The organism is Mesorhizobium sp. C264A (genome assembly GCF_040324515.1).
Classification (GTDB): Bacteria; Pseudomonadota; Alphaproteobacteria; order Rhizobiales; family Rhizobiaceae; genus Mesorhizobium.
Map to the genome: position 1 here is coordinate 625342 of NZ_JAMYVY010000001.1, position 25486 is coordinate 650827.

Genomic DNA, 25486 nt, shown 5'->3' on the forward strand with positions numbered 1-25486 from the left:
GGTATCTACTCCACCGTCAGGCCTCCGGTGGCGCCGGCAACCGGTGGCGCAGTTCCTCGACCAGCACGCGCTCGTTCTCCGAATAGTCGATCGGAACGACGACGAGATGGACGCCACCGCCGGCAAAAGCCTGTTCAAGCGTCGATTGTATTTCTGAGACGGCGCCGACCCTGGTTCCCTTGGCGCCATAGGCCTCGGCATAGCGGACGAAATCGGGATTGCCGAAGGTCATGCCGAAATCGGGGAACTGGTCGACCGCCTGCTTCCAGCGGATCATGCCGAAAGCATTGTCCTCGATGATCAGCACGACCAAATTGAGCTTCAGCCTGACGGCGGTTTCCAGTTCCTGGCTGTTCATCATGAAGCCGCCATCGCCGCAGATCGCCATGACGCGGCGTGCGGGATAGAGCATCGCGGCCGTCATCGCCGACGGCAGGCCGGCGCCCATCGTGGCCAGGGCGTTGTCGAGCAGCAAAGTGTTGGCGACGCGCGTGCGGTAATTGCGCGCGAACCAGATCTTGTACATGCCGTTGTCGAGCGCCAGGATGCCATCGGCCGGCATCACAGCGCGCACATCGTGCACCAAGCGCTGCGGCGTGAAACGGTCTTCGGTGGCGCGGGTGGCAATGCGGCTCAAAATCCCTTCGCGCAGCGGCAGTAGCGCCTGCGCGTTGGGGATCTTGCCCTCGATCCGGTCGGCAAGCAGCCTGAGCGAAGCGCCGATGTCGCCGATCACTTCGGTCTGCGGGAAATAGACCTGCTCGACATTGGCCGGCTGGTAGCCGACATGGATCACCTTCGGTCCCTTGTCGCCCATAATGAAGGGCGGCTTCTCGATCGTGTCGTGGCCGATGGTGATGATGAGGTCGGCCTGCTCTATCGCCTCATGGACATAGTCGCGCTCGGACAGCGCGGCGGTGCCCATATAGAGCTCGGTTCCGCCAGGCACCGTGCCCTTGCCCATCTGCGTGGTGAAATAGGGAATGCCGGTTCTGATAACGAACTGGGCGAGGTCGGAGGTTGAGCGCGGCCGCGACGCGGCGGCGCCCAGCATCGCCAGCGGACGCTGCGCCTTGATGATCATCTCAGCGGCACGGTCGAGCGCCAGCGGGCTGGCCAGCGGAAGCTCGACCGGATGCGGCGGGATCAACGCGACATCGTCGCACTCCTCGGCCGCGATGTCTTCGGGCAGTTCCAGATGCACCGGCCCCGGACGCTCCTCCTCGGCAATCCGAAACGCTTCGCGCACCACGGCGGGAATGGTCTTCGCCGAGATGATCTGACGTGACAGCTTGGTCAACGGCTTCATCGCGGCGACGATGTCAACGATCTGGAAGCGGGCCTGGCGCGACGAGCGGATGCCCTTCTGCCCGGTGATCATGATCATCGGCATGGCGCCGAGCAGCGCATAGGCGGCACCCGTCGTCAGGTTCAGGGCGCCGGGTCCCAGCGTGGTGATGCACACACCTGGCTTGCCGGTGAGCCTGCCATGGGTGGCGGCCATAAAGGCGGCTGCCTGCTCATGGCGGGTCAAAATCAGCTGGATCGACGATTTGCGGATGGATTCGACGACGTCCAAGTTTTCTTCGCCGGGAATGCCGAAGATGCGATCGACGCCCTCATTCTCGAGGGCGGCAACAAGCAGGTCAGAACCTTTGGGCACGAAGCATCTCCTGGGCAAAGCGGCGGCGAACCGCGTCGGGATATGATCAGACATAGTGCTGGCAAAGTCCTACCGCGAGGCCCGGCCGCCGCCAATATCGCTCTGCCTTACAGATCCTTCCGTTTCCTGAATTGGCCGGGCGAGACGCCGGCGTGGCGGCTGAAGGCGGTGGAGAAGGCGGCTTCCGAGCTGTAGCCGACCGCCTCGGCGACTTGGCCCAGGCTCTTGCCCTCGTGCAGCAGCCGGCTGGCCTGCCGCATGCGGCAGCCGAAGAGATAGGCCATGAGCGCTTCGCCGACGAGATCGCGAAAGCGGGCGGCAAAGGTTGCCCTGGAGAGCCCGACCGCGCGTGCCAGGGTCTCGATCGTCCAGTCGTGGCCATAGGCTTCATGCAGGGTCGCGAGCGCTCTGGCGATCGCGGGGTCCTGCAATCCCCTCAGCCAACCTGGATTGTCCATGCTTTCCAGACCGGAGCGCAAGGCGCGCGTGACGATGGCCCCAGATAGGCGAGCCATGACCACGTCGCTGCCGGGACCTTCGTCGGTCGCTTCCACCAGCAAGGCCTCGACATAGCCACGCAGCCATTTGGGCAGACGGCCATTCGATCCCCGGACGTGAACGATGCGCGGCAGGCCGGCAAGTGCCGGATGGTCGGCGTCGCGAAAGGCGAAGGCGCCGCACAGGATGACGGTCTTTTCGCCTTCGCCGCCGCTGCGAATACGCCCGGCTGCGGTTTGGGTCGCCAGTTCGGCGGCGGGGACGTTCGCGCTTTTGAGCGCGCCGGGCGACCGCAGCACATGCGGATCGGCGCGCGGTGCAATGATCAGGTCGCCGGCATCGAGAGGCTCGACATCTTCCTCACCGAACACCGCCTCGCATCGCCCCTTGATGACGACGTGAATGCCGCGAAGCCCAGCCTGGCTGAACGAGATCGCCCAGGGCGCGGCCAGTTCGAGGCGCCGGTACCCGGCGGCTGCGAAGTGCAATTCGCGCATGAGGGTAGCCAGGAGGTCCACGCTTCGCTCCAGAAACAGACGATCGATAAATCAATCCAGACGCTGTCGAATAGCGCGCCGGCCTTACTGGACCTAGCTATGCCCGACAGGCCGCTTGTCGGCGATAACGAAACTCAGGAGTTATTCATGCCGCCAATCGAGCTTTTTGTCGCGCAGCTTTGTCCCTATGCGCACCGTGTCAGGCTCGCCCTTGCCGAGAAAGGCCTGCAGGCGACGGAAATCGAAATCGATCTGCGCAACAAGCCGGCGTGGTTCCTGAAACTCACGCCGACGGGAAAGGTGCCGCTGCTGCGCCATCAGGGGCAATATGTCAGGGAGTCGTCGATCATCTGCGAATATCTCGATGATGCATTCCCCGAACGGCCGATTTTCCCCAGGGATGCTCAGGCCCGCGCTGAGGCGCGCATCTGGATCAGCTTCGCCGACACGCAGCTTTACGCCCGGACGGCAACCATGATGCACAGTTCCGACGCTATGGTTCATAAGCGGATCAAGGCCCAGCTTGCCGACGATCTGCGCTTTGTGGAACAGCATGCCTTCGCCCTGCGAGGGGCGGACGAACGGTTTTTGCTGGGCTCGGAATTCAGCGCCGCCGACATCGCCTTCTATCCCTGGTTCGAACAGCTGTGCGTGCTTGAGAAATATCTGGGCTTCGTCATGCCGACCGAATGCGAGCGCCTGCTGCGGTGGCAGGAAACGGTTGCCGCCAGGGAGGCGGTGCGGACCTGCGCCAGGTCGCCCGGCTTCTACCTGGAATCCTATGGCCCGCTTCTCGCGGCCTGAGACGAGCGGGCAAACGGAAAAAAATTCCTCACTATGGTGCTGCAAGGTCAGTCATTTGCTTCTTGCGGCAGGCGCAAGCCTGTAAATATTCGGTATGAAACCCCGCCGCGAGAGGTGAGAGAAACATGCCCAATCCAACCGTCGTCGGGTTTTCCGGCAATTTCACCAGGCCGTCCAAGACGCGTGGTTTTGTCGACCAGGTTGTCAGGGATATTGCGCGCCAGCATGGCCTGTCGGCGAGCACCTATGACATCGAAGACCTCGGCCCGTCGCTCGGCGCTGCCAAATGGGCGCGCGATCTCGACGGCCAGGCACGGGCAATCTTCGACGGCGTCGTCAATGCCGATGTGCTGGTGGTGGGGTCGCCGACCTACAAGGGCAGCTACACCGGCCTGTTCAAGCACTTCTTCGATCTGTTCGATCCCGCCGCCTTGCGCGGCAAGCCGATGGTGCTGCTTGCCACCGGCGGCAACGATCGCCACGCGTTGATCGTCGAGCACCAGTTGCGGCCGTTGTTCGGCTTCTTCGAGGCGCTGACGCTGCCGACAGGGGTCTATGCCACGGACAAGGACTTTTCCGACGGCGTGCTGCGGGCCGAACCCATCCTGAAGCGCGTCGAGCAGGTTGTCGGCGAGGTCGGGCTGGTGCTGGCCAATCGCGCAGCTGCCGGCGTCGCGGCCGGATAGCACGCAGACTTTTACGTCATCCGCAAATCAATACCCCGCCGGCCAGGCCTGGCGGGGTATCGCCGTGCAAAGGTTCCCGCGCTTGCGGTCATCCTGAGCGACGATGACAACGCGGCTTGGCCAACTCCGAAATCCATTTCAGACGGATTTATCGCGATAACTAGTTCCTGTCCGCCGGCTTCGAACGCATCCTTGACACGGTCTCGCGCTCGGCGCGCTTGGAGCGCAGAGGCGGCAGGCCGCGGTCGATCAGGTCCATGTCCTCCAGCACCATGTCGCCCATGCGCTTGAAGGCGATGTCAAGCGCACCGGCGCGGTGGGCGGAGCGCAGGAAGCCGGGGATCGTGCGGACCGGATGGTCCTGCGCCAGCGGTTCTTCAGGGAAGACATCGCTGGCGGCGACGATGTGGCCGCTTTTCACCGCCGCCATCAGGGCAGGGAAGTCGACCACGCCGGCGCGGCTGAGCAGGATGAAGGCGGCGCCCTTGCGCATGGAGGCAAAAGCATTGGCACCGAGAAAGCCCTGATTCTCTGAGGTCACCGAAGCGACGACGAAGACGAAATCGCTGGTCGACAGCACCTCGTCCAGCGAGGCCGGCTCGACGCCATTGTCGATCAGGATCGATGGCGGCAGCCAGGGATCGAAGACCTTGGTGCGGGTGCGAAAACCCGACAGCAGTCGGTTGAGCGCACGGCCGAGATCGCCGAAGCCGATGATGCCGACATCGGCGCCGGACAGAAGCCGCGCCGTCAAATTGCCGTCACCGCCCCACAGCTCCTCGCCTTTGCGGAAGGCGAGGTCAGCATCGACGATGTTGCGGGCGAGGTTGAGCGCCATGGCGAGGCCAAGCTCGGCCACCGGCTCGGCGAAGACGAGGCCGGTGGTGACGACATGGATGCCGCGCGCAAACAGCGTCTCATAGGGCATGTTGTTGATGAGGTTGGTCTCGACATTGAAGACGCAACGCAGCGCCTGCATCTGGTCCAAGGTCTCGGGCGAGATCGGCGGCTGGCCGATAATATAGCGGGCTTCGGCCAGCACGTCGGCGGGCAAGTTCGCCACGCCCTCGGCCGTCGTCTCGACGACGCGGTAACGCGCTTTGAGGCGCGCCAGCTGCGGTGAGGTGAAGATCAGGTCGAGCGTGCGTGGTTCCGGCGCGCTGATGACCAGCGGCAGGGCCTTGTTTGGCATAACGATTCCTCCCCGGCGCGATCCGTATCGCGTATTTTGCTTTGCACTTGCGGTAGTCCCAAAACCGCTTGCCGCCGTCCGGCGGCATGTGCTTGAGGGGTAAAATACCCACGATTAAACGATTTACAACTCCGGGAGGGGCCGCCGATCGCGTGGCTCGAGCCTTGCCGGGTTTTGATGCGGGAATCCGATTGGCTCGCCAGGCAACGGCCCTGAGGGCTCCTTTCCTTCTCCCCTGTGAGAGAAGGTGGAGTCAAAACGGATAGTGCTGCCCCGGATCCTCGATGGTCAGCCAGCGCAGGTCGGTGAACTCGGCAATCGAGGCCTTGCCGCCGAAGCGGCCGTAGCCTGAACCCTTGACGCCGCCGAACGGCATTTGCGCCTCGTCGCCGACGGTCGGGCCGTTGATGTGGCAGATACCGGCTTCGATGCGCGCGGCGACCGCCATGGCACGGCGGATGTCGCGGCTGAACACGGCTGAAGACAGGCCGTATTCGGTATCGTTGGCGACACGTACCGATTCGTCCTCGCCCTTGACGCGGATCACCGGCTTGACCGGGCCGAAGGATTCTTCCGAATAGACGCGCATCGCTGGCGTCACGTGGTCGAGCAATGTCGCCTCGACCACGGTTCCGGTGCGCTTGCCGCCGGCCACAAGCCTGGCGCCCTTGGCGACGGCGTCGGCAACCAGTTCTTCCATCTTGTCGGCGGCTTGGTCGCTGATCAGCGAACCGAGCACGACATGGCCGCGCGGGTCGCCGGCAGGCAGCTGCGCGGCGCGGGCGGCGAGCTTGGCGACGAATTCGTCGGCGACCTTTTCATCGACGACCAGACGCTCGGTCGACATGCAGATCTGGCCCTGATGCATGTAGGCGCCGAAGGTCGCGGCATTGACCGCGGCGTCGATGTCGGCATCGTCGAGCACGACCAGCGGCGCCTTGCCGCCGAGTTCGAGCAGCGCCGGCTTCAAGTGACGGCCGGCGAGTTCGGCAATGATCCTGCCGACCTTGGTCGAGCCGGTGAAGTTGACACGCCTGACTGCAGGGTGCGCGACCAGTGTTTCGACGATTGCCGCTGCGTCCTTGGGATCATTGGTGACGACATTGATGACCCCCTTGGGCAGGCCGGCCTCGACCAGCACCTGCCCGATCAGCCGGTGTGTGCCTGGGCACATTTCCGAAGCTTTCAGCACAACCGTGTTGCCGCAGGCGATCGGCATGGCGATGGCACGGGTTCCGAGGATGACCGGTGCATTCCACGGCGCGATGCCGAGGCAGACGCCGGCCGGCTGGCGGATCGCCATGGCCAGCGTGCCGGGCTTGTCGGAGGGAATGACCTCGCCCGAAATCTGCGTCGTCATGGCGGCTGCCTCGCGCAGCATTTTGGCGGCGAGCATGACGTTGAAGCCGGCCCAGGGGCCGGTCGCGCCGGTTTCTTCCATCATCAACTTGGTGAATTCGCCGACCTTGGAGTCCATGACATCGGCCGCCTTGGACAGCAAAGCGCGGCGCTCGCCCGGACCGGTCTTCGACCACGTCTTGCAAGCGGCAGCAGCGGCTTCGACCGCGGCATTGGCGTCGGCGATGCTGGCTGCGGCAGCGCGGGTCGCCAGCTTGCCGGTGAACGGGTCCATGCGCTCGTAAGAGGCTGAGCCGGAGGCATCCCTTTTGTCGCCGTCGATCAGAAGTCCGATGTCCATTGTTCTCTCCCTCGCTCGCCGTGGAGCGTCTTTTCTATCTATTATCGACCACGATCTGATCCGAACACCGGCTCCCACTTTTCGGGATCATGGTCTAGAAGCCGAGCACCTCGGCATTGATCGATGCTTCAAGCCCACCGTCAACCGGCACATTGGCGCCGTTGACCCAGCGTGCGCCGTCCGAGCACAGGAACAGCACGACAGGCGCGATGTCGCCCGAGGTTCCGGCGCGCCCGACCCTGGCGATGTCGCTGTCCACGCGGGCGTCACCCAGCACATTGCGGAACTGTTTGAGGATCGGCGTCTCGACCGGGCCGGGGCTCACTGCATTGACGCGGATGCCGCGGCTCCTGAACAGGTCCTGATGCGCGGCGCTCTGCGTCCACAACAGCAGCAGCTCCTTGGAAACGGAATAGCCTTCCTCGTTCTTCACCTGATGGTCGGCGACCACCTCCGCCACATCGGGAAAGCCTTCGATGCCGACCATCGATGCCGCGCGGTTGAGATTGGCGCGCCAGCCATAGCCGGCGATCGAGGCGACGTTGACCACGGCGCCGCCTTCACGAAGTCTGGGTGCGAGGCCTTCCGAGAGCGCGCGCAGGCCGTAGAAGTTGACGGCCAGTGTCGACACCGCACCGGTGTTGCCGGGGAGGCCGGCGACATTGCAGAGCGCATCGATGCGCTGCGGCAGGCGCCCGAGGAGATCGTCGACGCCGGCCTTGGATGAGATGTCAGCCTTGACGAAACTGCCGGCCGATGCTGCCGGTTCACGCACGTCGACGCCGATCACGTCAGCGCCCAGTTGGCCGGCAAGTTCGGCCGTGCGAGCGCCGATACCAGAGGCGACACCGGTGATGAGGATGGTCTTGCCGAACAGCATGGTCACGCCTTTTCACTATGCGTTGCGGCCTGTTGCGGCGAAGGCGTCGCGTCACTATCGCCGGCGTTTGCCGGCAGCCTGACCCGGTAGCCGACCGGTAGCAGGCGCAGGCCAAGGCGCTCCTCCAGCGTTCCCCACACGCCGCGCGGCAGGAACAGCGAGAACAGCACCGCCGTGGCGCCGAGGCCGATCAGATACCAGACGCCGGTGCCGCCGAACCAGGTCTCGATGAGGAAGAACAGCAGCGCACCCAGAATGGCGCCCTCGAAGGTGCCGATGCCGCCGACCAGCACCATGAAGATCATGTAGGCGGTCCACTGGACGTTGAAGTAGGTTTTCGGCTGGAAGGTGATCGACGTGGCCAACCACAGCGCGCCGGCCATGCCGATGCCGAAGGCGGCGAGCACGAAGAGCAGCCGCTTGGTTCCGGTGACGCGCACGCCGACCGATGCCGCGGCCTCCTCATTGTCCCTGATGGCGCGGATGGCCGCACCCGTGCTGCCGCGCAGCAGGCTAAACAGGGTGGCGAGCAGCGCCGTCATCGCGGCCAGCGCCAGCCAGTAGATCGTCGCCCGCCTGGAACCGGCGTCATAGACGTTGAGCGAGATCAGCGACGTCCCGGTCTCGCCTTGCACCAGCCGGTCGAGATTGACCAGGAGATGGGTGAGCGCCGCGATCACCCACATGCCGATGGCGAACTCGCCGTTCCTGAGCCGCAGCATGAACAGCGACATCGGCCAGGAGATCGCGCCGACAATGATCGCGGAGACGAACAGCGAAGCGAACGGGTTGAGGCCGGCATCGGCCAGGCGGATGGTGAAATAGGCGCCGAGGCCGAAGAACACTTGCTGTCCCACCGAAACCAGCCCGCCGAAGCCGGCCAGCGCGTTCCACATCGCTGCCAGGATCACATAGATGAACAAGGCGGTCACGCGGTCGACGGCGCCGGCCGACAGGAAATGCGGCGCGACGCCAAGCAGCGCGATGATGACGACGACCGCAATCGCCGAGATGCGCGAGGCGGAGGTGCCGCGCTCGATAGCGGGGGCGTTTAAAACCGCGCTCATGATGCTTTCCTCGCGGGCAGGCGCACCAGGCCCCACAGGCCAAGGCCGGACGTCGAGAGCCGGATGAACAGCACGATCAGGAAGGCGACATGGCCGCCGATGAGGAAGCCTTGCGGATGCACCTGCGCGCCGAGCGTCTGGGCGAGCGCCAGCACGATGCCGCCGACCAGCGTGCCCCACAGCGAACCGGCGCCGCCGATCACCGCCGCCTCGAAAGCGAACAGCAATTGAGGTGCGCCGGTATAGGGATCGAAGGTGGCGCGCATGCCGAGGAAGGCACCGGCAAGACCGACCGTGACCATGGCGATGGCGGCCGCGAGGGCGTTGGCGCGGCGCGCATCGACGCCGACGAGACCGGCCGTGTCGGGATCTTCCGACGTGGCGCGGATCGAGCGGCCAAGCCTGGTGTTGGTAAGGAACAGCTGCAGTCCGCCAAGCAATATGACGGCGGCGGCGAACATGATCACGGCAAGCTTGCCGACATAGATGCTGCCCGGCCATTCCCAGGAATCGTAGGAGAGGCTGCCGATATAGGGCGCCAGCGAACGTGTGTCGGCGCCGAACTGCTCGAACAGCGCATTGTCGATGACGATGGCGAGGCCGAACGTGGTCAGGATCGGCAGCAGCGCGCCTCCACGGGCGCTGCGCTCGAGCAGGAAGCGTTGCAGCGCCCAGCCGATGGCCGCCATCAGCGGCAGCACGATGAGCAGGCCGACGAAGGGCGAGATATGGAATTGCGAGGCGAGCCACCACAGCGCATAGGCGGAAAACACGGCCAGGCTGCCATGCGCGAGGTTGATTATGCGCATCACCGAAAACATGAAGGAGAGGCCGCAGGCGATAAGCGCGTAGTAGCCGCCGAGCAGGATGCCCTGGACGATCTGGTTGCTCATGCCGGCACACTCCCGGCGCTTTTTCTGTGCAGACCGAAATAGGCTTTCGTCACTTCATCGCGGGACATGCCCTTGCTCGGGCCTTCCAGCGCGACGCGGCCTTCGAGCATGCAGATGACCTTGTCCGAGACCGAGAGCGCGCGATTGAGGTCCTGTTCGACCAGGATGATCGTCGTGCCGGAGCTGATCAGGCCTTGCAGCGAAGCGTATACGCGATCGACCACCAGCGGCGACAGGCCGAGCGAGACCTCGTCGAGCAGCAGCAGTTCGGGATTGCTCATCAAAGCGCGGCCGATGGCGGTGGCCTGCTGCTCGCCACCGGAGAGATGCCCGGTCTTGGCATGGCGGCGCGGCTTCAGATTGGGGAACGTGTCGAGCACTCGTTCCACGCTCCAGTCGCCGGGACGGCCGGCGGTCTTGCCAAGCAGGAGGTTCTCCTCGACCGTCATTTGCACGAACAGTTTTCGCCCTTCCGGCACCAGCGCGACGCCCATGCCGACGCGCTTGTGCGAGGGAACGCCGGTGATATCGGCGCCATTCAGCAGCACGCGGCCGGCCGTCGGCTCATGGGCGCCGGCGATCGCCCGCAGCAGCGTCGTCTTGCCGGCGCCGTTGGCGCCGACCAGCGCCAGCGTTTCGCCGCGCTCGATCGTAAAGCTCACACCGCGCACCGCCTGCAACAGGCCATGGCGGACGACCAGATTCTCGATTGCGAGCAGGCTCATTTCGGGCCTCCGCCGAGATAGGCGCGCACGACTTCCGGGTCGGCCATCACCGCTTGCGGCTCGCCATCGGCGATGATCTTGCCGGCGTCCATACAGATCAGCCGCTCTGCCACCTGCAGCAGGATGTGGACGATGTGCTCGATCCAGACGATGCCGATCTTGCGGCGGCGCAATTCCTTGATGGTATCGACAAGTTCGCTCGCCTCGCCATCGGTCAGTCCGCCGCCGATCTCGTCGAGCAGAAGCAGCGTAGGCCTTGCCGCGAGCGCGCGGGCAAGTTCCAGCCGCTTGCGGTCGAGCAGGCCGAGCGTTTCGGCGCGCCGGTTGGCCACGCCCATCATGCCGCACAGTTTCAGCGACTCCAGCGCCTCTTCATAGGCCTCGTCGCGGGCGAGACCGGCACCATGCGACGCGGCAACAAAAACGTTCTCGAACGTGGTCATGCCGCTGAACGGCTTGGGCACCTGGTGCGTGCGCACCAGGCCGAGACGACAGCGCGCTGTAGCCGGCATCGCGGTCACATCGCCACCCTTGAAGGCGACCGTGCCGGCGCTCGGCGGGAAGGCGCCTGACAAGATGCTGAGCAGCGTCGTCTTGCCGGCGCCGTTCGGGCCGACGATGCCGACGGCCTCATCGGCATTCATGGCGAAGTCGACATCGTCGAGCACCACCAGCGCGCCGAAGCGTTTCTGGATGCCGGCAGCGCGGAGGATCGCGGCGTTTGCTGAACCGTTCACGATGCGATCCCCGTAACCGACCGTCAGCTGTTATACGGCTGGAGCTTGGCCTCGACCGGAACCTTCGGGTCGGTGGCGTTCTCGGTCACGACGTAGTCGAGCGGGAATTTGCCGCCTTCCTTGGCCGCCACCCATTGGGTGCCGATGATCGGGCCGGGAGAGACATTGGCGACCGGGCCGCTGGTGAAGTCGACCTTGCCGATCATGGTCTCGGTGTTGAGCGTGCTCAGCGCCTTGGCGACGGCCGCCTTGTCCTTGGCGTCGGTGCTTGCCTTCAGCGCCTCGAAGCCGGCGTCGAGCAGCGACATCGAGGCGCCGAGCTGCTGCGTCCACTGCTTGCCGCTTGCGGCCTCATAGCCGTCGGCCAGTTCGGTTCCCGACACGCCGGTCAACGGCGACTTGTAGGGGAAGGCCTTGTGCCAGTAAGCGGCGCTCGAAATCTTGTTGCCGAGATCGCCGAGCGCCTCGATGTCGGATGGGAACAGTCCGGTCTTGGCGACCTGGCAGATCTTGATCTGCTTGATCAGGCCTTGCTGCGCGGCCTGGCGCCAGAAGGCGGCGAAGTCCGGCGGGATCGGGAAGGAGTTGAAGATCTCGACGCCTTCCTGTTTGAACAGCGCGATCTGCGAGGAATAGTCGGTGGTGCCGGTCTCGTAGGCGCCGGGATCGACGATGGTGAAACCCTGCTTTGCCAGCAACGGCGCCAGATGGGTGCGGATGGCATTGCCGTCGGCGTCGTTGGGATACATAACGCCGACCTTCTTGTTGGTCTCGATCAGGTTCCATTGCGAGATGTAGGTCCGGAAGAACTCGTCGACGCCGAAGCCGAAATGATAGGTCCATTTGAACGGCGAGGGTTCGCCGGGCTTGGCGCCGCGGCCGAAATACCAGGCCTCCCACGGCATGACGGTGGAGAGGCAAGGCACCCCGGCGGCTTCGCAGGCGTCGGCGACCGGGTTGATCACCTCCGGCGTCGACACCGCCAGCATCAGGTCGACGGCCTGGTTGTTGATGAGGTCCTTGGCGAGCTGGCCGGCGCGCGACGGGTCGGATTGCGTGTCCTGGTCGATGATCTCGACACTGTATTTCTTGCCGCCGATGTCGAGGCCGTTGGCGAGCGCCTTGCGGGCGAGATCGAGCACATAGCCGTCGGTCTGGCCGAAGCCGGCGAGCGGCCCGGTGCGCGGGCTGACAAAGCCGACCTTCAGCGTGTCGGCGGCCTGCGCGAATGCCTGGCCGCGGCTGAGCGCAAGTGCCGCGCCGCCGGCGAGCGATGTGGCGATGAACTGGCGCCGCGAGACGCCGGATTTGCTTGAGGTCATGCTGGTATTCCTCCCTTTCCTGACGGCACCTGGAGGTCACCGCCGGCCTGCTCAAAATCGATGCCGCCCGTTCTTAAGATCGGAGATCGCCCCGGCAGGCCTTGAGGCGGCAGCGGAACGCCGCCAATGCCGATAACGGCACGATTTCGATCCTCCCATCGTCACAGTGCCCTAGGTGTTTGGTTTGGTAAAATGATATTTTGCGGTGTTTCGTTAACCAACAGGTTATGGAAATACGGCTGAAGGCCCGCTCTGCGCCAGATTGGCGAAAGGTGCTCAGGCGTTCTGGCTGGCCGCCTCGCGAATTGTCTGCAGCAGGATGGTGAAGGCCGGCGAAGGCGCAGTGTCGGTCCGCATCGTCAGGCCGACCGGCCCTTTGGTTTCCTCGGTGTTGACGGGCAAGGCGACGAAGGCGCCGCTGGAGAGTTCGTTGGCGACGACGCCTGTCGATATGATCCAGACCGCATTGCTTTGGCGCAGGAAGGCACGGCCGAAGGAATCCGAGACGGTCTCGATCTCGGTCGCAGGCGCCGTCATGCCGTTGGTGATGAACAGGCGGTCGACGAACGGGCGGATGACCGACTCCCGCGTCGGCATCAGCACCGGGAATTCATCGAGCCGGGCGAAGATGTCCTGGCCCGGCTGCAGCAGCGGATGGCCGGCCCTCACCACGAACAGCACCGGTTCGGAATAGAGATGCTCGAAGAAGAAGCCGGTCATGTTTTCCGGCGCCGCAAGCCGGCCGACGACGAGATCGAGCGCACCGACGCGCAACTGTTCCAGCAGGACCGCGTTCTCGCCGGTGACGATCTTGATCGCAGCACCGGTATTTTCACTCAGGAACAGGCTTATGGCGCGTGGCATCACCTTGGCCGACACTGTAGGCAGCGCGCCGATGCGGATCGGATGCCGGTTGATGGCGCCGTCCTGGCGGACGGAATCGACGCCGCGCTTAAGTGCCGTGATCGCCGTGCCGGCATGGCCGAGAAAGATTTCGCCAAGCCGCGTCACCCTGATGCCGCGGCCGTCGCGTTCGACGACAGCGATGCCAAGCGCCTCCTCCAGTTCGCGCAACGTCTTGGTCACGGCCGGTGGGCTGACATGGAGAAAGTCGGCCGCCCTCGCCACGCTGCCTTGCCGCGCTACCTCAAGGAATGCCTGCAGGTGACGGAACCTTATGCGGCTTTCGGACATGTTCTCATAACCTAGCAGTTAATGAAACGGCGTAAAATATCATTTTACCAAACCAAATGCCTTGTGCAATGTGAACACGGAGGATCGAAATCGTGCCATTCGTCAACATTGGCGGCATCACGCTGCACCATCGCCACATCAAGGCGAAGGGAAATGCGCGGCCGATCGTGTTCATCAATTCGCTGGGCACCGACTTCCGCATCTGGGACGAGGTGTTGTCCGAACTGGGTGGTGAAATGCCTGCGTTGGTCTACGACAAGCGCGGCCATGGCCTGTCCGACATTGGTGGCGTCAGCTCGATCGACGAGCATGTCGATGATCTGTCGGGCCTGATCGATCATTTCGAACTGAACAATGCGGTGCTGTGCGGCCTGTCGGTGGGCGGCCTGATTGCGCAAGGGTTTTATGCCCGGCGCCCCGAAATCGTCGACGGCCTCATCCTGTGCGACACCGCCCACAAGATCGGCACTGCCGACAGCTGGAACACCCGCATCGAAACGGTCGAAAGCAAAGGCATCCAGGCCATCGCCGATGCCGTGCTCAAAATGTGGTTTACGCCTGCCTTCCACGCGGACCGTGTCGCCGAGCTCGACGGCTACTGGAACATGATGACCCGGCAAGCCGTCGCCGGCTATATCGGCACCTGCGCCGCGGTGCGCGATGCCGATTTCACCGAGGCCGCGCAGGGGATCGCGGTACCCACGCTTTGCGTCGTTGGCGACCAGGACGGCTCGACGCCGCCGGATCTCGTCCGCTGGCTGGCCGATCTGATCCCAGGCGCACATTTCGAAATCATTCGTGACGCCGCGCACATCCCTTGCGTCGAACAGCCCAAGGCGCTGACCACCCTCATCCGCGATTTCGTCGCGGCGCTTCCCCTGAGAAAGCAGACCCATGGATGAACTGCCCAAAAACGAAACCAGATACCAGACCGGGCTGACCGTCAGGCGCTCGGTGCTCGGCGACCCTCATGTTGATCGCAGCGAGGATGCCGTCACCGATTTCGACCGGCCGTTCCAGGAGCTGATCACCGAGGCAGCCTGGGGCACTGTGTGGGCGCGTCCGGGCTTCAGCAGGCGCGAACGCTCGATCGTGACGCTGGCATTGCTGGCGGCCCTTGGCCATGATGAAGAGGTCGCCATGCATGTGCGCGCCACCGCCAACACCGGTGCGTCGCGCGACGATATCTGCGAAGCGTTCCTGCATGTCGCGATCTATGCCGGCGTGCCGGCCGCCAACCGCGCCTTCAGGATCGCCAAGGAGGTGTTTTCGGAAATGGACGGAAGCAGGGCTGGCCATGCCAGCTGATGCCGGCTCGAACCGCAGGCCCGAGAGCGGAGCCTTCTTCCAGCGCGACCGCGGCTGGCATCCGCCGGCGCTGACGCCCGACTACAAGACGTCGGTGTTGCGCTCGCCGCAAAAGGCGCTGCTGGCCTTCGACAACACGGCGTCGGAAATCACCGGTCCGGTGTTCGGCCACGCCATGCTGGGCGAACTCGACAATGACCTGATCCACAATTTCGCAAAGCCCGGCGAGAGCGCCATCGGCGAGCGTATCATCGTCTATGGCCGCGTGCTCGACGAGCGCGGCCAGGGCGTCTCCGGCGCGCTGCTCGAATTCTGGCAGGCCAATTCAGGCGGCCGCTACCGCCACAAGAAGGACGGCTATCTCGCGCCGCTCGATCCGAATTTCGGCGGCTGCGGCCGCACCATCACCGATGCCGATGGCGGTTATGCCTTTCGCACGGTGAAGCCAGGTCCCTATCCCTGGCCGAACGGGCCCAATGACTGGCGGCCGTCGCACATCCATTTCTCGGTGTTCGGCCACGGCTTCGCACAGCGGCTGATCACCCAGATGTATTTCGAGGGCGACCCGCTGATCTGGCGATGCCCGATCGTGCGCGGTATCCGCGACAAGGCGGCGATCGAGACGCTGGTCGCCGCGCTCGACATGCAGGCGACGATCCCGTTCGACGCGCGCGCCTACAAGTTCGACATCGTGTTGCGCGGACGCCGCGCCTCGCTGTTCGAAAACCGTCCGGAGGGCAATTGATGGCGCAATCGCTGACCCGGCTGAAGGAGAGCCCGTCGCAGACCGCCGGGCCCTACGTGCATATCGGGCTGACGCCGAATTTCGGCGGTATCGGCGGCGTCTACCCGACAGACCTGGGCGCCACGATGCTCAACGACAACGCCAAGGGCGACCGCATCGGTTTGCGCATTCGCGTGCTCGACGGCACCGGCACGCCGCTCAGGGATGCGTTGATCGAGATCTGGCAAGCGGATGCCAATGGCTTCTACAATTCGCCGGCCGAATTGCGCGGCGATGCCGATCCGGATTTTCAGGGCTGGGGCCGTCAGCCGACCGACATGGAAACCGGCCTGTGCAGTTTTCAGACGATCAAGCCGGGACGCGTGCCGTATGGCGACGGCCGGCTGATGGCGCCGCATATCAGCCTGTGGATCGTCGCCCGCGGCATCAATATCGGCCTCCACACGCGGCTCTATTTCTCCGACGAGGCCAAGGCCAATGCCGAGGATCCGATCCTGGCCCGCATCGAGCACAAGGTGCGCGTGCCGACGCTGATCGCCGAGCGGCAAGGCGACGACTATATTTTCGACGTCCATCTCCAGGGGAGAAGGAAACGGTCTTCTTCGACAGCTGACGGAGGAAACCAGCACATGACCGTATCGCCCTTCGACCATCCGCTGCTTTCCGGCCTGCTTGGCGACGAGGAGGCGGCTCGGCATTTTTCGGTGGATGGGGAAATCGCCGCCATGCTCGATTTCGAGCGCGCGCTGGCGCAAGCGGAAGCCGAAAGCGGGATTATCGGCACGGATGCCGCCGCGGCGATTATACCTGTCCTGTTGTCATACAAGCCGGACACCGCGCGGCTGCGGGCCGGTGTGGCGAAGGATGGCGTGATCGTGCCCGAACTGGTGCGCCAGTTGAAGGCAGCGGTCGGCGCGCCGCACGACGCCGGCGTGCATTTCGGCGCAACCAGCCAGGACGTCATCGACACTGGCCTGGTGCTTCGGCTGCGCCGGCTCATTGAACATCTCGACCTGCTGCTGACTGAAAACATTCTGCGGCTGGTGAGGCTGGAAGAACGTTTTGGCAGCCGTGCATTGACAGCGATGACGCGCATGCAGCCGGCGATCCCAATTCAGGCGTCGGACCGCGTGGCGGTGTGGCGCACGCCGCTGCAACGGCATCAGCAGAGACTGTCGGAACAATCCGGGCGCCTGCTCGTGGTGCAGTTCGGCGGCGCTGCGGGCACGCTGGAGAAGCTCGGCGACAAGGGGCCTGCGGTGCGCGCAGCCCTTGCCGCAAAGCTCGGCCTTGGCGACGCGCCGCAATGGCACAGCCAGCGGGATGCGCTGGCCGAATTCGCCGGGCTGCTATCGCTTGTCACCGGCAGCCTCGGCAAATTCGGCCAGGACGTTGCGTTGATGGCGCAAGGTGGAACCGACATCAAGCTGTCCGGCGGCGGCGGTTCATCGGCCATGCCGCACAAGCAGAACCCGGTGAAGGCGGAAGTGCTGGTGACGCTGGCGCGCTTCAACGCCACCCAGCTTTCCGGCATGCACCAGGCGCTGGTGCATGAGCAGGAGCGCTCCGGTGCTGCCTGGACGCTGGAATGGCTGCTCTTGCCGCAAATGGCTATAGCGACCGCGGCTGCGCTACGGCTCGCCGCCGAACTCGCCGGACAGATCGAAAGCCTGGGACACTGATGCGCACCCGGATTGTCATTGTCGGCTCCGGACCGTCCGGGCTGCTGCTTGGCCAGCTTCTCGGCACCATTGGCGTCGAGACGGTGATCCTCGAACGTTCGAGCCGGGAGCATGTGCTTGGCCGGGTGCGGGCAGGGGTGCTCGAACAAGGCACCGTCGAGTTGCTCGAAGAGGCGGGCGCGGCTGTAAGGCTGCATGCCGAGGGCCTGCTGCATGCCGGCATCTCGCTTGCGTTCGGCGGCGGCCTGCACCGGCTCGACCTCACGGCACTGACCGGCGGCAAGCATGTCACCGTCTATGGTCAGACCGAAGTGACGCACGATCTGATGGACAAGCGCGAGGCGGCCGGGCTGACCACCGTCTATGAGGCGGCCAACGTCGCGCTGCATAGTTTCGATGGCGAAGCGCCTTACGTCACCTACGGGAAGGACGGCGTCGGCCATCGCATCGACTGCGACTTCATCGCCGGATGCGACGGCTATCACGGCGTCAGCCGCAAATCGGCGCCTGGGGCGGGCGCTGAAAACCTTCGAGCGGACCTATCCTTTCGGCTGGCTCGGCGTGCTGGCCGAAGTGCCGCCGGCCGACCACGAACTGGTCTACGCCAACCATGAGCGGGGCTTTGCGCTGTGCTCGATGCGGTCGACGCATCGCAGCCGCTACTATGTCCAGGTCCCGGCTGACGAACAGGTCGACGCCTGGAGCGACGGTCGCTTCTGGGACGAGTTGCGCAGTCGCCTGCCGGAACAGACCGCAGCCGCCGTCGTTACCGGCCCGTCCTTCGAAAAATCGATCGCGCCGCTGCGCTCCTTCGTCGCCGAGCCGATGCGCTTCGGCCGGCTGTTCCTGGTCGGCGACGCCGCCCATATCGTGCCGCCGACGGGCGCCAAGGGGCTCAACCTTGCCGCCAGCGACGTGCGCTATCTCTTTGCCGGGCTTCGCGAATTCTATCTGGACAAATCACCAAGCGGGCTCGAGGCCTATTCAGCCAAGGCGCTGGCCAGAGTGTGGAAGGCGGTGCGCTTCTCCTGGTGGATGACGACGATGCTGCACCGCTTTCCCGATACGGGCGAGTTCGGCCAGCGCATCCAGGAAGCCGAGCTCGACTATCTCGTGCATTCGCAGGCAGCGTCGGCCGCCCTGGCGGAGAATTATGTCGGACTGCCCTATTAAGGGCGGTGCAAACTCAAACCCGTTCGAGCGCCACCGCGATGCCCTGGCCGACGCCGATGCACATGGTGGCCAGCGCATAGCGGGCGCTGCGCTCGCGCAGTTCCAGCGCCGCGGTGCCAGTGATACGCGCGCCCGACATGCCCAAGGGATGGCCGAGCGCGATGGCGCCGCCATTCGGATTGACGTGCTCCGCGTCCTCGGCGATGCCGAGTTGGCGGAGCACGGCGATGCCTTGGGAGGCGAAAGCTTCGTTGAGCTCGATGACATCGAATTGCTGCGGTGTCAGGCCGAGGCGAGCGCAGAGCTTTTGTGTCGCCGGGGCAGGGCCGATGCCCATGATGCGGGGCGCCACGCCGGCAGCAGCGCCACCGAGGACGCGTGCGATCGGCGCCAGGCCATATTTCTTCACAGCCGCTTCGGAGGCGATGATCAGCGCCGCGGCGCCGTCATTGACGCCGGACGCGTTGCCGGCGGTGACGGTGCCGCCCTCGCGGAACGGCGTCGGCAATTTGGCCAGCGACTCGACCGTGGTGCCGGCGCGGGGATGCTCATCCTTCGATACGATAATCGCATCGCCCTTTTTCTGTGGGATCGTCACCGGGGTGATCTCCTTCGCCAGCCGGCCATTGGCCTGTGCCGCGACAGCCTTGTCCTGGCTGCGCACGGCAAACGCATCCTGATCGGCGCGCGACACCTGGAAGTCCTCAGCGACGTTCTCGCCGGTCTCCGGCATGGAATCGACGCCATATTGTTTCTTCATCAGCGGGTTGATGAAGCGCCAGCCAATCGTGGTGTCATGGATCTCGGCATGGCGTGAAAAGGCGGTCTCGGCCTTGGGCATGACGAAGGGCGCGCGGCTCATCGATTCGACGCCGCCGGCGATCATCAACTCGGCTTCGCCCGCCTTGATGGCGCGGGCGGCAATGGTGAGCGCATCCATGCCGGAACCGCAGAGGCGATTGACGGTCGAGCCTGAAATTTCCTTCGGCAGTCCGGCCAGGAGCAGCGACATGCGGGCTACATTGCGGTTGTCCTCGCCGGCCTGATTGGCGCAGCCATAGACGACGTCGTCGACAGCCTGCCAGTCGATGCCGGCATTGCGCTCGACCAGCGCCTTCAGCGGGATGGCGCCAACATCGTCGGCCCGCACCGACGACAGCGAGCCGCCGAAGCGGCCGATCGGGGTGCGGATGTAATCGCAGATGAATGCCTCGGTCATGTCATGCGGCCTTTTCTTTTCCGCTTCCCTCATGCGCCGCCTTGGTGCGGGCCTGCAGGTCGCGCAATGTCGTCAGCTCGAGTTCCGTCGGCGCCGGCGTTTCGTCAAGCGCCTCGGCGAACCTTACGATCCAGCCACAGCTGTCCTGCACCTCAAGCCGCGTCACGCCGGGATGCAACGACACCACGGTGAATTCCTTGCTCACCGGATCTGGCTTCCAGATGGCAAGGTCGGTGATCAGCAGCGTCGGCCCTGATGTCTCGATGCCGAGGCGCTGGCGATGGTCGCCGCCATCGCCATGGCCGAAGGAGGTGAAGAAGTCGATCTTCTCGACCATGCCGCGCTTGGACTGCGCCATGGTGATGTAGATCTCCTTCGACGAGGTGGCGATCTCGGGCGCGCCGCCGCCGCCGGGCAGGCGGGTCTTGGGATGCGCATAGTCGCCGATGATAGTGGTGTTGATGTTGCCGAACTTGTCGAGCTGCGCCGCGCCAAGAAAGCCGATGGAGATGCGCCCCCCCTGCAGCCAGTAGCGGAACATCTCCGGCACCGAGACGATCGTGACGGCGGTGTCGCAAAGTTCGCCGTCACCGATCGACAACGGCAAAACATCGGGCGCGGTGCCGATGGTGCCGCTTTCATAGATCAGCGTGATGTCGGGCGCATGCGTCAGCCGCGCGACGTTGCAGGCGGCCGACGGCGCGCCGATGCCGACGAAGCAGACATCGTCGTTTTTCAGGGCTCGGCTGGCGGCAATCGTCATCATCTCATTGGGAGTAAAGCCGCTCATGCCGCGCTCCTCAGATGCTTTACGCGGCCGGCGAAATCGTCCGCCGTGCGCTCGAGGACATTGGCCTGCATCCAGGCCTGGAATTTTTCACGGTCGGCGGCGATGTCGTCCCATTCGAGATAGGCGGCGTTGTCCCTGGCATAGTAGCCGTGCGTGTAGGAGGGATGCGAACCGCCTGATACCACCGAGATCGCAGCGATGGTCCAGCGCGGCAGCACGGTGAGGTTGGGATGCAGGTCGTCGAAATTGTCGACGACTTCCTCTACCGTCACCACGGCGCGCTTGGCCGCGAGCACCGCTTCCTTCTGGATGCCGATAATGCCTTCGACCAGCACATTGCCTTTTTTGTCGGCCTTCTGAGCGTGGATGAAGGTCACGTCCGGTCGGATGGAAGGAACGGCGGCAAGCACCTCGCCGGTGAACGGGCAGGTGACCGAGCGGATGTTGGGATTGACTGCCGCCAGCCCGGCGCCGCGATAGCCGCGGAACACCGCGCAAGGCAGGCCGGCAGCTCCCGCCTCGTAGGCGTTGGCCATGCCGGCATGGCTGTGCTCCTCGATCTCGATCGACCGGGGGAAGCCGTTCTCGATGGCGTCGCGGGCGCGGCGCAGCAGGCCGACGCCGGGATTGCCGACATAGGAGAAGATGATCTTCTTGGCCATGCCCATGCCGATCATCTGGTCGTAGATCAGGTCGGGGGTCATGCGGATGAGCGTCAGGTCGCGAAAGCCCTGGCGGATGGCCTCATGCGCCGCCGCCGTCGGGATCAGATGCGTGAAGCCTTCGAAGGCCACCGTATCGCCATCATGCAGGTTCTCCGCCACGGCCTGTTTGAGCGGCAGGAAATTGACCATCGCCAAGAACTCCGAAGTTCAAAAAGTTCGTATTGCGAACATTTGTTTTGTATGAGATATTTTTACATCGCGCCGCCGAGACGAGTCAAGGCGGCGCATTGTCTTGCGGAGGCCGCATGGAGGACAAGGCAACGACGCGCGACCATGTCGGCTCGCTGGAGCGCGGCCTTGCAGTCATGGAGATACTGGCCCGGCATCCGGCCGGGATGACGCTGACCGAAATGGCGGAGGAGGCGGGGCTGACCCGCGCCGGCGCGCGTCGCTTCCTGCTGACGCTGACCGCCACCGGCTATGCCACGCAATCCGGCCGGCAGTTTTCGCTATCGCCGCGCCTGCTCACCATCGTGCGCTCTTGGCTCGGCGGCGCCTCGCTGTGGACATTCGCGGCATCCATCATGCGCGACGTCGCGGGCCAATTCGACGAGGCCTGTAACGCGGCGGTGCTGTCGGGCGAGGAAGTCGTCTATGTCGCGCGCATTCCTGGCCGCCGCATCCTCAGCGTTTCGCTCGATGTCGGCACCAGGCTGCCGGCGCATTGCACCTCGATGGGGCGCGTCCTGCTTGCGGGGCTGGGCGCGGATGAGCTGAAGGCCTTGCTTGCAGAGGCGAGGATCGAGCGGCGCACGCCGAAGACGATCACCAGCCGCGCCGCGCTGGCCAAGGCCATCGACGCGGCGAGGGCGGATGGCTTTGCCGTCGTCGATGAAGAGCTGGAACTTGGCCTGCGCTCGATAGCGGTGCCGATCTATGACCGCGCCGGCAAGACCGTGGCGGCGATCAACGTCTCGACGCAGTCGGCGCGGCTCTCCGTCGAGGCGATGGAGCGGGATATCCTGCCAGCGCTGCGGACGGCCAAGCAACGGATCGAGGAATTTTTCTTCGTGTGAGCGCAAGGCTAATCGCCTGAGGGAAGCGCTGCCCCCGCTCTGTCTCGGAGACGGGAGCGCCCTACGCGGTTAGCGTCGCCATGCGAACAAACGATGCCTTGGGGCACCTGAGCACAACGCATATGCGTGAATCCAAATATATCGTTGACGTCGCCCTTCAACTCCAATATCGAACAGGACTATACAGGTTTACTGAACAGGTACCCATATGAAGCGGCGCGCGGTTCAACTTTCTCCCGGCACGGGCAAGCCCGAGCAGATCGCCACCGTTCTCGAACATGAGATCCGCTCCGGCGTGCTTGGCTTCGGCGACCGCCTGCAAAGCGAGAACGAACTCGTCCAGCGCTTTTCCGTCAGCCGCAACACGGTCCGCAAGGGCCTCGAGGAGCTGTCCAGCCGCGGGCTGATCACCACCAAGGTCGGCATCGGCTCCTTCGTCACCTTCGACGGCAAGCCGGTCGACGACGCCATCGGCTGGTCGCGGGCACTGGCCAATGCCGGCGCCAATGCCGAGACCCGGACGCTGCGGCTTGAAGTGATCGAGGATGCCGAGCTTGCCGCGCTCCTTGGCATCGAAAGCCCGTTCTTCATCGCCGTCGACCGGGTGCGCACCAATGCCAGCGACGGCCATGCGATCTCCATCGAACGCAGCCGCCTGCCGCTGTCGCCCGAACTGGAGGACGTGCCGCTGCGTGGCCTGCGCGAAGGCTCGCTGCACCAGACGCTGCGCGCCGCCGGCCTCATCCCAGACCATGGCGAGGAATGGGTGGGCATCGAGATGCTGAATGCCGAAGACGCCGCCATTCTCGGCTGCCCGCAAGGCACGCCGTTCCTGCGCGGACGCCGGCTGACGCGTGCGGCCGACGACCGGCCGATCGAATATGTAACCAGCCTGCTCAACCCGGCGCATTTCGCGCTGCATATGAGGTTTTGAGCGATGCCGGACAGAACCAACGACACGCTCGATCGCGCCATGGGCGCGCTTGTCGGTGGGGCGCTCGGTGATGCGCTGGGCATGCCGACGCAGCTTCTGTCGCCGGCGCGGATCGCCGAGCTATACGGCCATGTCGAGGATTTCGTGGCGCCGTTTGCCGATCATCCGGTGTCGAAGGGGCTCGTTGCCGGCACCATCACCGACGATACCGAACAGGCGCTGCTGCTTGGTCGCATTCTGGTCCAGTCCGGCGACCGCTTCGATCATGCGCGCTGGGTGAACGCACTGCTCGACTGGGAGCGCGAGGTCAAGGCGCGCGGCAGCTATGACCTGCTGGGACCATCGACCAAGCGCGCCATCGACGCCATCAATGACGGCGTGCCGGCGGAAGAGGCGGGAAGCCGGGGCGACACCAATGGCGCGGCCATGCGCATCGCGCCGGTCGGCATCATGATGCCGCTGGAACCGCTCGACGCTTTCGTCGCCAAGGTGGCCGAAACTTGCCGTGCCACGCACAACACCTCGATCGCCATCGCTTCGGCCGCAGCAGTTGCCGCCGCCGCCAGCCACGGCGTCGCCGGTGGCGACTGGCGTGCCGCTTCCGACAGCGCGGTAGCAGCCGCGCGGCGAGGCGCCCGGCTCGGACATTGGGTGACTGGTGGCGATATCGCCGCGCGTATCGCCTGGGCGCAGGAGCTCGTGCGCGGCAAGACCATGCGGGATGCGATCGGGCTCATCACCGATCTCGTCGGCACCGGTGTGGCCAGCCAGGAGTCCGTGCCGGCAGCTTTCGCCGTGCTTGAAGTCGCGCAGGGCGATCCCTGGCAAGCGGCAATCATCAGCGCCAATCTCGGCGGCGACACCGACACGATCGGCGCGATTGCCTCAGGCATGGCCGGCGCCTGCGTCGGCTTTTCGCAACTGCCGCAACAACACATTGCCGGGCTCGTCGGCATAGATATGGGGGAGGTGCGCTCGCTTGCCGAAGACCTCGTCGCGGCGCGCACGGCAAAGGCCAGCAAGGATGCCGCGGCATGAGTGGGCGTCTGGTCCATATCGGCAGCGCCGTCGTCGACTATGTCTACCGCATCGACGCCTTGCCGGCGCCGGGCTGCGAGAAGACCGCGTCGAGCTTTGCGCAGGTCGCCGGCGGCGGCTTCAACATGATGGTCGCGGCCAGCCGCACCGGCATGACGGTGGTGTTCGGCGGCCAGCTCGGCAGCGGACCGAATGGCGATTTTTTGCGCGCCGCGTTTGCGGCCGAAGGCATCACAACGCTGACGTCGCCGTCGCCGGTCATGGACAGCGGCAATTGCGTGGCCATGATCTCCGGGGATGCCGAGCGCACCTTCGTGTCGTGGCCGGGTGCGGAGAGCGTGCTCAGCCTGGATATGATGACGCCCGTGGCGGTCGCGCCTGATGATTGGGTGTTCACGTCAGGCTATACGCTGAGCTATCCCGGAAGCCGCGACGCGCTGACCGACTGGATCGAGGCGCTGCCGGCGGATGTTCCCTTCGTCTTCGATCCGACGCCTGTCATTGCAGACATTGCGCGCACGATCCTGTCGCGGGTGCTTGCCCGCACGACATGGCTGAGCTGCAACATGACGGAAGCGGTCGAGATCGCTGGGCAAGGCGATGTCGAGGCACTCGCCGCCCTGCTGCTCGCCGACCACTGCCCAAAGGCCGAAGGCGTCGTTATCCGCGCCGGCGCCAAGGGCTGTTTCGTGAGGTTGGTCAATGGCGAGACGCAGACCATTGCCGGCTTCAAGGTCGATGCCATCGACACCAATGGCGCCGGCGACACCCATATCGGCGGTTTCGTCAGTGCACTCTCGCGCGGCGTGCATCCCTTCGAGGCGGCGCGCTATGCCAATGCGGCGGCAGCACTTTGCGTCACCCGCCATGGCGGCTCATCGGCGCCGACCGACAGCGAGATCCAGACTTTCCTGAGCCAGGCCGCCACGGGCGAGCCGGGCCAGAACCAGAAGGCCCATCAGACAGCCTGACCCGCCAAGCGGGCAAACAAGAGAGGAA

24 protein-coding genes and 2 pseudogenes are annotated in these 25486 nt (G+C 64.7%); 12 read left to right on the forward strand and 14 right to left on the reverse strand.

The features are described from left to right. Positions 1–16: 16 nt before the first annotated feature. Together NKL04_RS03060 and NKL04_RS03065 are read right to left on the reverse strand one after the other, a co-directional pair. Complete coding sequence (locus tag NKL04_RS03060; protein ID WP_023702139.1) at positions 17–1663, reverse strand: acetolactate synthase large subunit; 1647 nt, start codon at positions 1661–1663, stop codon at positions 17–19. Between the two features lie 107 nt (positions 1664–1770). Further along, positions 1771–2658, reverse strand: coding sequence for an AraC family transcriptional regulator (locus NKL04_RS03065; RefSeq protein WP_023702140.1), 888 nt, complete (start codon positions 2656–2658; stop codon positions 1771–1773). Between NKL04_RS03065 and NKL04_RS03070 the strand changes: the two genes are divergently transcribed. Together NKL04_RS03070 and msuE are read left to right on the forward strand one after the other, a co-directional pair. Further along, the gene (locus NKL04_RS03070) at positions 2644–3462 is read left to right on the forward strand and encodes a glutathione S-transferase family protein (protein WP_023702141.1); all 819 of its coding nucleotides are present in this window, start codon (positions 2644–2646) and stop codon (positions 3460–3462) included. The genes NKL04_RS03065 and NKL04_RS03070 overlap by 15 nt on opposite strands. Positions 3463–3587: 125 nt before the next feature. Then, complete coding sequence (gene msuE, locus NKL04_RS03075) at positions 3588–4148, forward strand: FMN reductase (protein WP_023702142.1); 561 nt, start codon at positions 3588–3590, stop codon at positions 4146–4148. A gap of 160 nt (positions 4149–4308) precedes the next feature. Here msuE and NKL04_RS03080 read toward each other — a convergent pair whose 3' ends face one another. The 9 genes from NKL04_RS03080 to pcaQ all read right to left on the reverse strand — a co-directional run bounded on the left by NKL04_RS03080 (position 4309) and on the right by pcaQ (position 13857). Next, positions 4309–5340 carry a hydroxyacid dehydrogenase gene (locus NKL04_RS03080; protein ID WP_023702143.1) on the reverse strand — a complete coding sequence of 344 codons (1032 nt, stop codon included), beginning with the start codon at positions 5338–5340 and terminating at the stop codon, positions 4309–4311. A 253-nt stretch (positions 5341–5593) separates the two neighbouring features. Continuing rightward, positions 5594–7039, reverse strand: a complete 1446-nt coding sequence (locus NKL04_RS03085; protein WP_023702144.1) for an aldehyde dehydrogenase — start codon at positions 7037–7039, stop codon at positions 5594–5596. A 94-nt stretch (positions 7040–7133) separates the two neighbouring features. Further along, a complete protein-coding gene (locus NKL04_RS03090; RefSeq protein WP_023704671.1) occupies positions 7134–7919 on the reverse strand; it encodes a coniferyl-alcohol dehydrogenase in 786 nt (261 codons plus the stop codon). 2 nt (positions 7920–7921) lie between these two features. Further along, entirely contained in the window at positions 7922–8986 is a 1065-nt protein-coding gene (locus tag NKL04_RS03095) for a branched-chain amino acid ABC transporter permease (RefSeq protein ID WP_023702146.1), read from the reverse strand. Beyond that, positions 8983–9879 (reverse strand): branched-chain amino acid ABC transporter permease, encoded by an 897-nt coding sequence (locus NKL04_RS03100; RefSeq protein ID WP_023702147.1) that lies wholly within the window; start codon positions 9877–9879, stop codon positions 8983–8985. Before NKL04_RS03100 ends, NKL04_RS03095 begins: the two co-directional genes overlap by 4 nt. Continuing rightward, complete coding sequence (locus tag NKL04_RS03105; RefSeq protein WP_023685278.1) at positions 9876–10604, reverse strand: ABC transporter ATP-binding protein; 729 nt, start codon at positions 10602–10604, stop codon at positions 9876–9878. The genes NKL04_RS03100 and NKL04_RS03105 overlap by 4 nt, the downstream gene beginning before the upstream one ends. Continuing rightward, positions 10601–11341, reverse strand: coding sequence for an ABC transporter ATP-binding protein (locus NKL04_RS03110; RefSeq protein ID WP_023691339.1), 741 nt, complete (start codon positions 11339–11341; stop codon positions 10601–10603). The genes NKL04_RS03105 and NKL04_RS03110 overlap by 4 nt, the downstream gene beginning before the upstream one ends. Positions 11342–11364: 23 nt before the next feature. After that, positions 11365–12663: an ABC transporter substrate-binding protein gene (locus tag NKL04_RS03115; protein WP_023702148.1), complete on the reverse strand. Its 1299-nt coding sequence runs from the start codon at positions 12661–12663 to the stop codon at positions 11365–11367. Between the two features lie 276 nt (positions 12664–12939). After that, a complete protein-coding gene (pcaQ, locus tag NKL04_RS03120; RefSeq protein ID WP_023685275.1) occupies positions 12940–13857 on the reverse strand; it encodes a pca operon transcription factor PcaQ in 918 nt (305 codons plus the stop codon). 92 nt (positions 13858–13949) lie between these two features. Here pcaQ and pcaD point away from each other — a divergent pair, with 92 nt between their 5' ends. The 6 genes and pseudogenes from pcaD (at position 13950) to pobA (ending at position 18765) form a co-directional block, all read left to right on the forward strand. Further along, positions 13950–14759, forward strand: a complete 810-nt coding sequence (pcaD, locus tag NKL04_RS03125) for a 3-oxoadipate enol-lactonase (protein ID WP_023691336.1) — start codon at positions 13950–13952, stop codon at positions 14757–14759. Beyond that, the gene (gene pcaC / locus NKL04_RS03130) at positions 14752–15165 is read left to right on the forward strand and encodes a 4-carboxymuconolactone decarboxylase (protein WP_023685273.1); all 414 of its coding nucleotides are present in this window, start codon (positions 14752–14754) and stop codon (positions 15163–15165) included. The genes pcaD and pcaC overlap by 8 nt, the downstream gene beginning before the upstream one ends. Beyond that, complete coding sequence (gene pcaH, locus NKL04_RS03135) at positions 15155–15910, forward strand: protocatechuate 3,4-dioxygenase subunit beta (RefSeq protein WP_023696240.1); 756 nt, start codon at positions 15155–15157, stop codon at positions 15908–15910. Before pcaC ends, pcaH begins: the two co-directional genes overlap by 11 nt. Then, positions 15910–16440: pseudogene (pcaG, locus tag NKL04_RS03140) on the forward strand (protocatechuate 3,4-dioxygenase subunit alpha); the annotation flags it as partial. The gene pcaH and the pseudogene pcaG, both read left to right, overlap by 1 nt. A gap of 99 nt (positions 16441–16539) precedes the next feature. Further along, the gene (locus tag NKL04_RS03145; RefSeq protein ID WP_023702149.1) at positions 16540–17592 is read left to right on the forward strand and encodes a 3-carboxy-cis,cis-muconate cycloisomerase; all 1053 of its coding nucleotides are present in this window, start codon (positions 16540–16542) and stop codon (positions 17590–17592) included. Then, positions 17592–18765, forward strand: a pseudogene (gene pobA, locus NKL04_RS03150) (4-hydroxybenzoate 3-monooxygenase). Before NKL04_RS03145 ends, pobA begins: the two are co-directional and overlap by 1 nt. A 13-nt stretch (positions 18766–18778) precedes the next feature. Here pobA and pcaF read toward each other — a convergent pair. Genes pcaF through NKL04_RS03165 form a run of 3 tightly spaced genes read right to left on the reverse strand, consistent with a single transcriptional unit; the run spans position 18779 to position 21628 of the window. Then, positions 18779–19984 carry a 3-oxoadipyl-CoA thiolase gene (pcaF, locus tag NKL04_RS03155; protein ID WP_031209649.1) on the reverse strand — a complete coding sequence of 402 codons (1206 nt, stop codon included), beginning with the start codon at positions 19982–19984 and terminating at the stop codon, positions 18779–18781. A 1-nt stretch (position 19985) separates the two neighbouring features. Next, positions 19986–20774, reverse strand: coding sequence for a CoA-transferase subunit beta (locus NKL04_RS03160; RefSeq protein WP_023702153.1), 789 nt, complete (start codon positions 20772–20774; stop codon positions 19986–19988). Next, positions 20771–21628: a CoA transferase subunit A gene (locus tag NKL04_RS03165; RefSeq protein WP_023702154.1), complete on the reverse strand. Its 858-nt coding sequence runs from the start codon at positions 21626–21628 to the stop codon at positions 20771–20773. The genes NKL04_RS03160 and NKL04_RS03165 overlap by 4 nt, the downstream gene beginning before the upstream one ends. A gap of 116 nt (positions 21629–21744) precedes the next feature. Between NKL04_RS03165 and NKL04_RS03170 the strand changes: the two genes are divergently transcribed. From NKL04_RS03170 to NKL04_RS03185, 4 genes are all read left to right on the forward strand, one after another. Continuing rightward, positions 21745–22515, forward strand: a complete 771-nt coding sequence (locus NKL04_RS03170) for an IclR family transcriptional regulator domain-containing protein (protein WP_023702155.1) — start codon at positions 21745–21747, stop codon at positions 22513–22515. A 208-nt stretch (positions 22516–22723) separates the two neighbouring features. After that, on the forward strand, positions 22724–23449 hold the full coding sequence (locus NKL04_RS03175) for a GntR family transcriptional regulator (RefSeq protein WP_023702156.1): 726 nt from the start codon (positions 22724–22726) through the stop codon (positions 23447–23449). A 3-nt stretch (positions 23450–23452) separates the two neighbouring features. Continuing rightward, entirely contained in the window at positions 23453–24487 is a 1035-nt protein-coding gene (locus NKL04_RS03180; RefSeq protein WP_023696232.1) for an ADP-ribosylglycohydrolase family protein, read from the forward strand. After that, positions 24484–25458: a PfkB family carbohydrate kinase gene (locus NKL04_RS03185; RefSeq protein WP_023702157.1), complete on the forward strand. Its 975-nt coding sequence runs from the start codon at positions 24484–24486 to the stop codon at positions 25456–25458. The genes NKL04_RS03180 and NKL04_RS03185 overlap by 4 nt, the downstream gene beginning before the upstream one ends. The last annotated feature ends 28 nt before the right edge of the window (positions 25459–25486 follow it).

Coding starts and splice junctions, on each gene's coding strand:
- NKL04_RS03100 (WP_023702147.1), bottom strand. CDS start 9,879: ATGAGCAACCAGATCGTCCAGGGCATCCTGCTCGGCGGCTACTACGCG.
- NKL04_RS03090 (WP_023704671.1), bottom strand. CDS start 7,919: ATGCTGTTCGGCAAGACCATCCTCATCACCGGTGTCGCCTCTGGTATC.
- NKL04_RS03085 (WP_023702144.1), bottom strand. CDS start 7,039: ATGGACATCGGACTTCTGATCGACGGCGACAAAAGGGATGCCTCCGGC.
- NKL04_RS03165 (WP_023702154.1), bottom strand. CDS start 21,628: ATGGTCAATTTCCTGCCGCTCAAACAGGCCGTGGCGGAGAACCTGCAT.
- NKL04_RS03065 (WP_023702140.1), bottom strand. CDS start 2,658: ATGCGCGAATTGCACTTCGCAGCCGCCGGGTACCGGCGCCTCGAACTG.
- NKL04_RS03095 (WP_023702146.1), bottom strand. CDS start 8,986: ATGAGCGCGGTTTTAAACGCCCCCGCTATCGAGCGCGGCACCTCCGCC.
- NKL04_RS03180 (WP_023696232.1), top strand. CDS start 23,453: ATGCCGGACAGAACCAACGACACGCTCGATCGCGCCATGGGCGCGCTT.
- pcaC (WP_023685273.1), top strand. CDS start 14,752: ATGGATGAACTGCCCAAAAACGAAACCAGATACCAGACCGGGCTGACC.
- pcaF (WP_031209649.1), bottom strand. CDS start 19,984: ATGACCGAGGCATTCATCTGCGATTACATCCGCACCCCGATCGGCCGC.
- NKL04_RS03080 (WP_023702143.1), bottom strand. CDS start 5,340: ATGCCAAACAAGGCCCTGCCGCTGGTCATCAGCGCGCCGGAACCACGC.
- NKL04_RS03105 (WP_023685278.1), bottom strand. CDS start 10,604: ATGAGCCTGCTCGCAATCGAGAATCTGGTCGTCCGCCATGGCCTGTTG.
- NKL04_RS03115 (WP_023702148.1), bottom strand. CDS start 12,663: ATGACCTCAAGCAAATCCGGCGTCTCGCGGCGCCAGTTCATCGCCACA.
- pcaH (WP_023696240.1), top strand. CDS start 15,155: ATGCCAGCTGATGCCGGCTCGAACCGCAGGCCCGAGAGCGGAGCCTTC.
- pcaQ (WP_023685275.1), bottom strand. CDS start 13,857: ATGTCCGAAAGCCGCATAAGGTTCCGTCACCTGCAGGCATTCCTTGAG.
- NKL04_RS03175 (WP_023702156.1), top strand. CDS start 22,724: ATGAAGCGGCGCGCGGTTCAACTTTCTCCCGGCACGGGCAAGCCCGAG.
- NKL04_RS03170 (WP_023702155.1), top strand. CDS start 21,745: ATGGAGGACAAGGCAACGACGCGCGACCATGTCGGCTCGCTGGAGCGC.
- NKL04_RS03185 (WP_023702157.1), top strand. CDS start 24,484: ATGAGTGGGCGTCTGGTCCATATCGGCAGCGCCGTCGTCGACTATGTC.
- msuE (WP_023702142.1), top strand. CDS start 3,588: ATGCCCAATCCAACCGTCGTCGGGTTTTCCGGCAATTTCACCAGGCCG.
- NKL04_RS03160 (WP_023702153.1), bottom strand. CDS start 20,774: ATGAGCGGCTTTACTCCCAATGAGATGATGACGATTGCCGCCAGCCGA.
- NKL04_RS03145 (WP_023702149.1), top strand. CDS start 16,540: ATGACCGTATCGCCCTTCGACCATCCGCTGCTTTCCGGCCTGCTTGGC.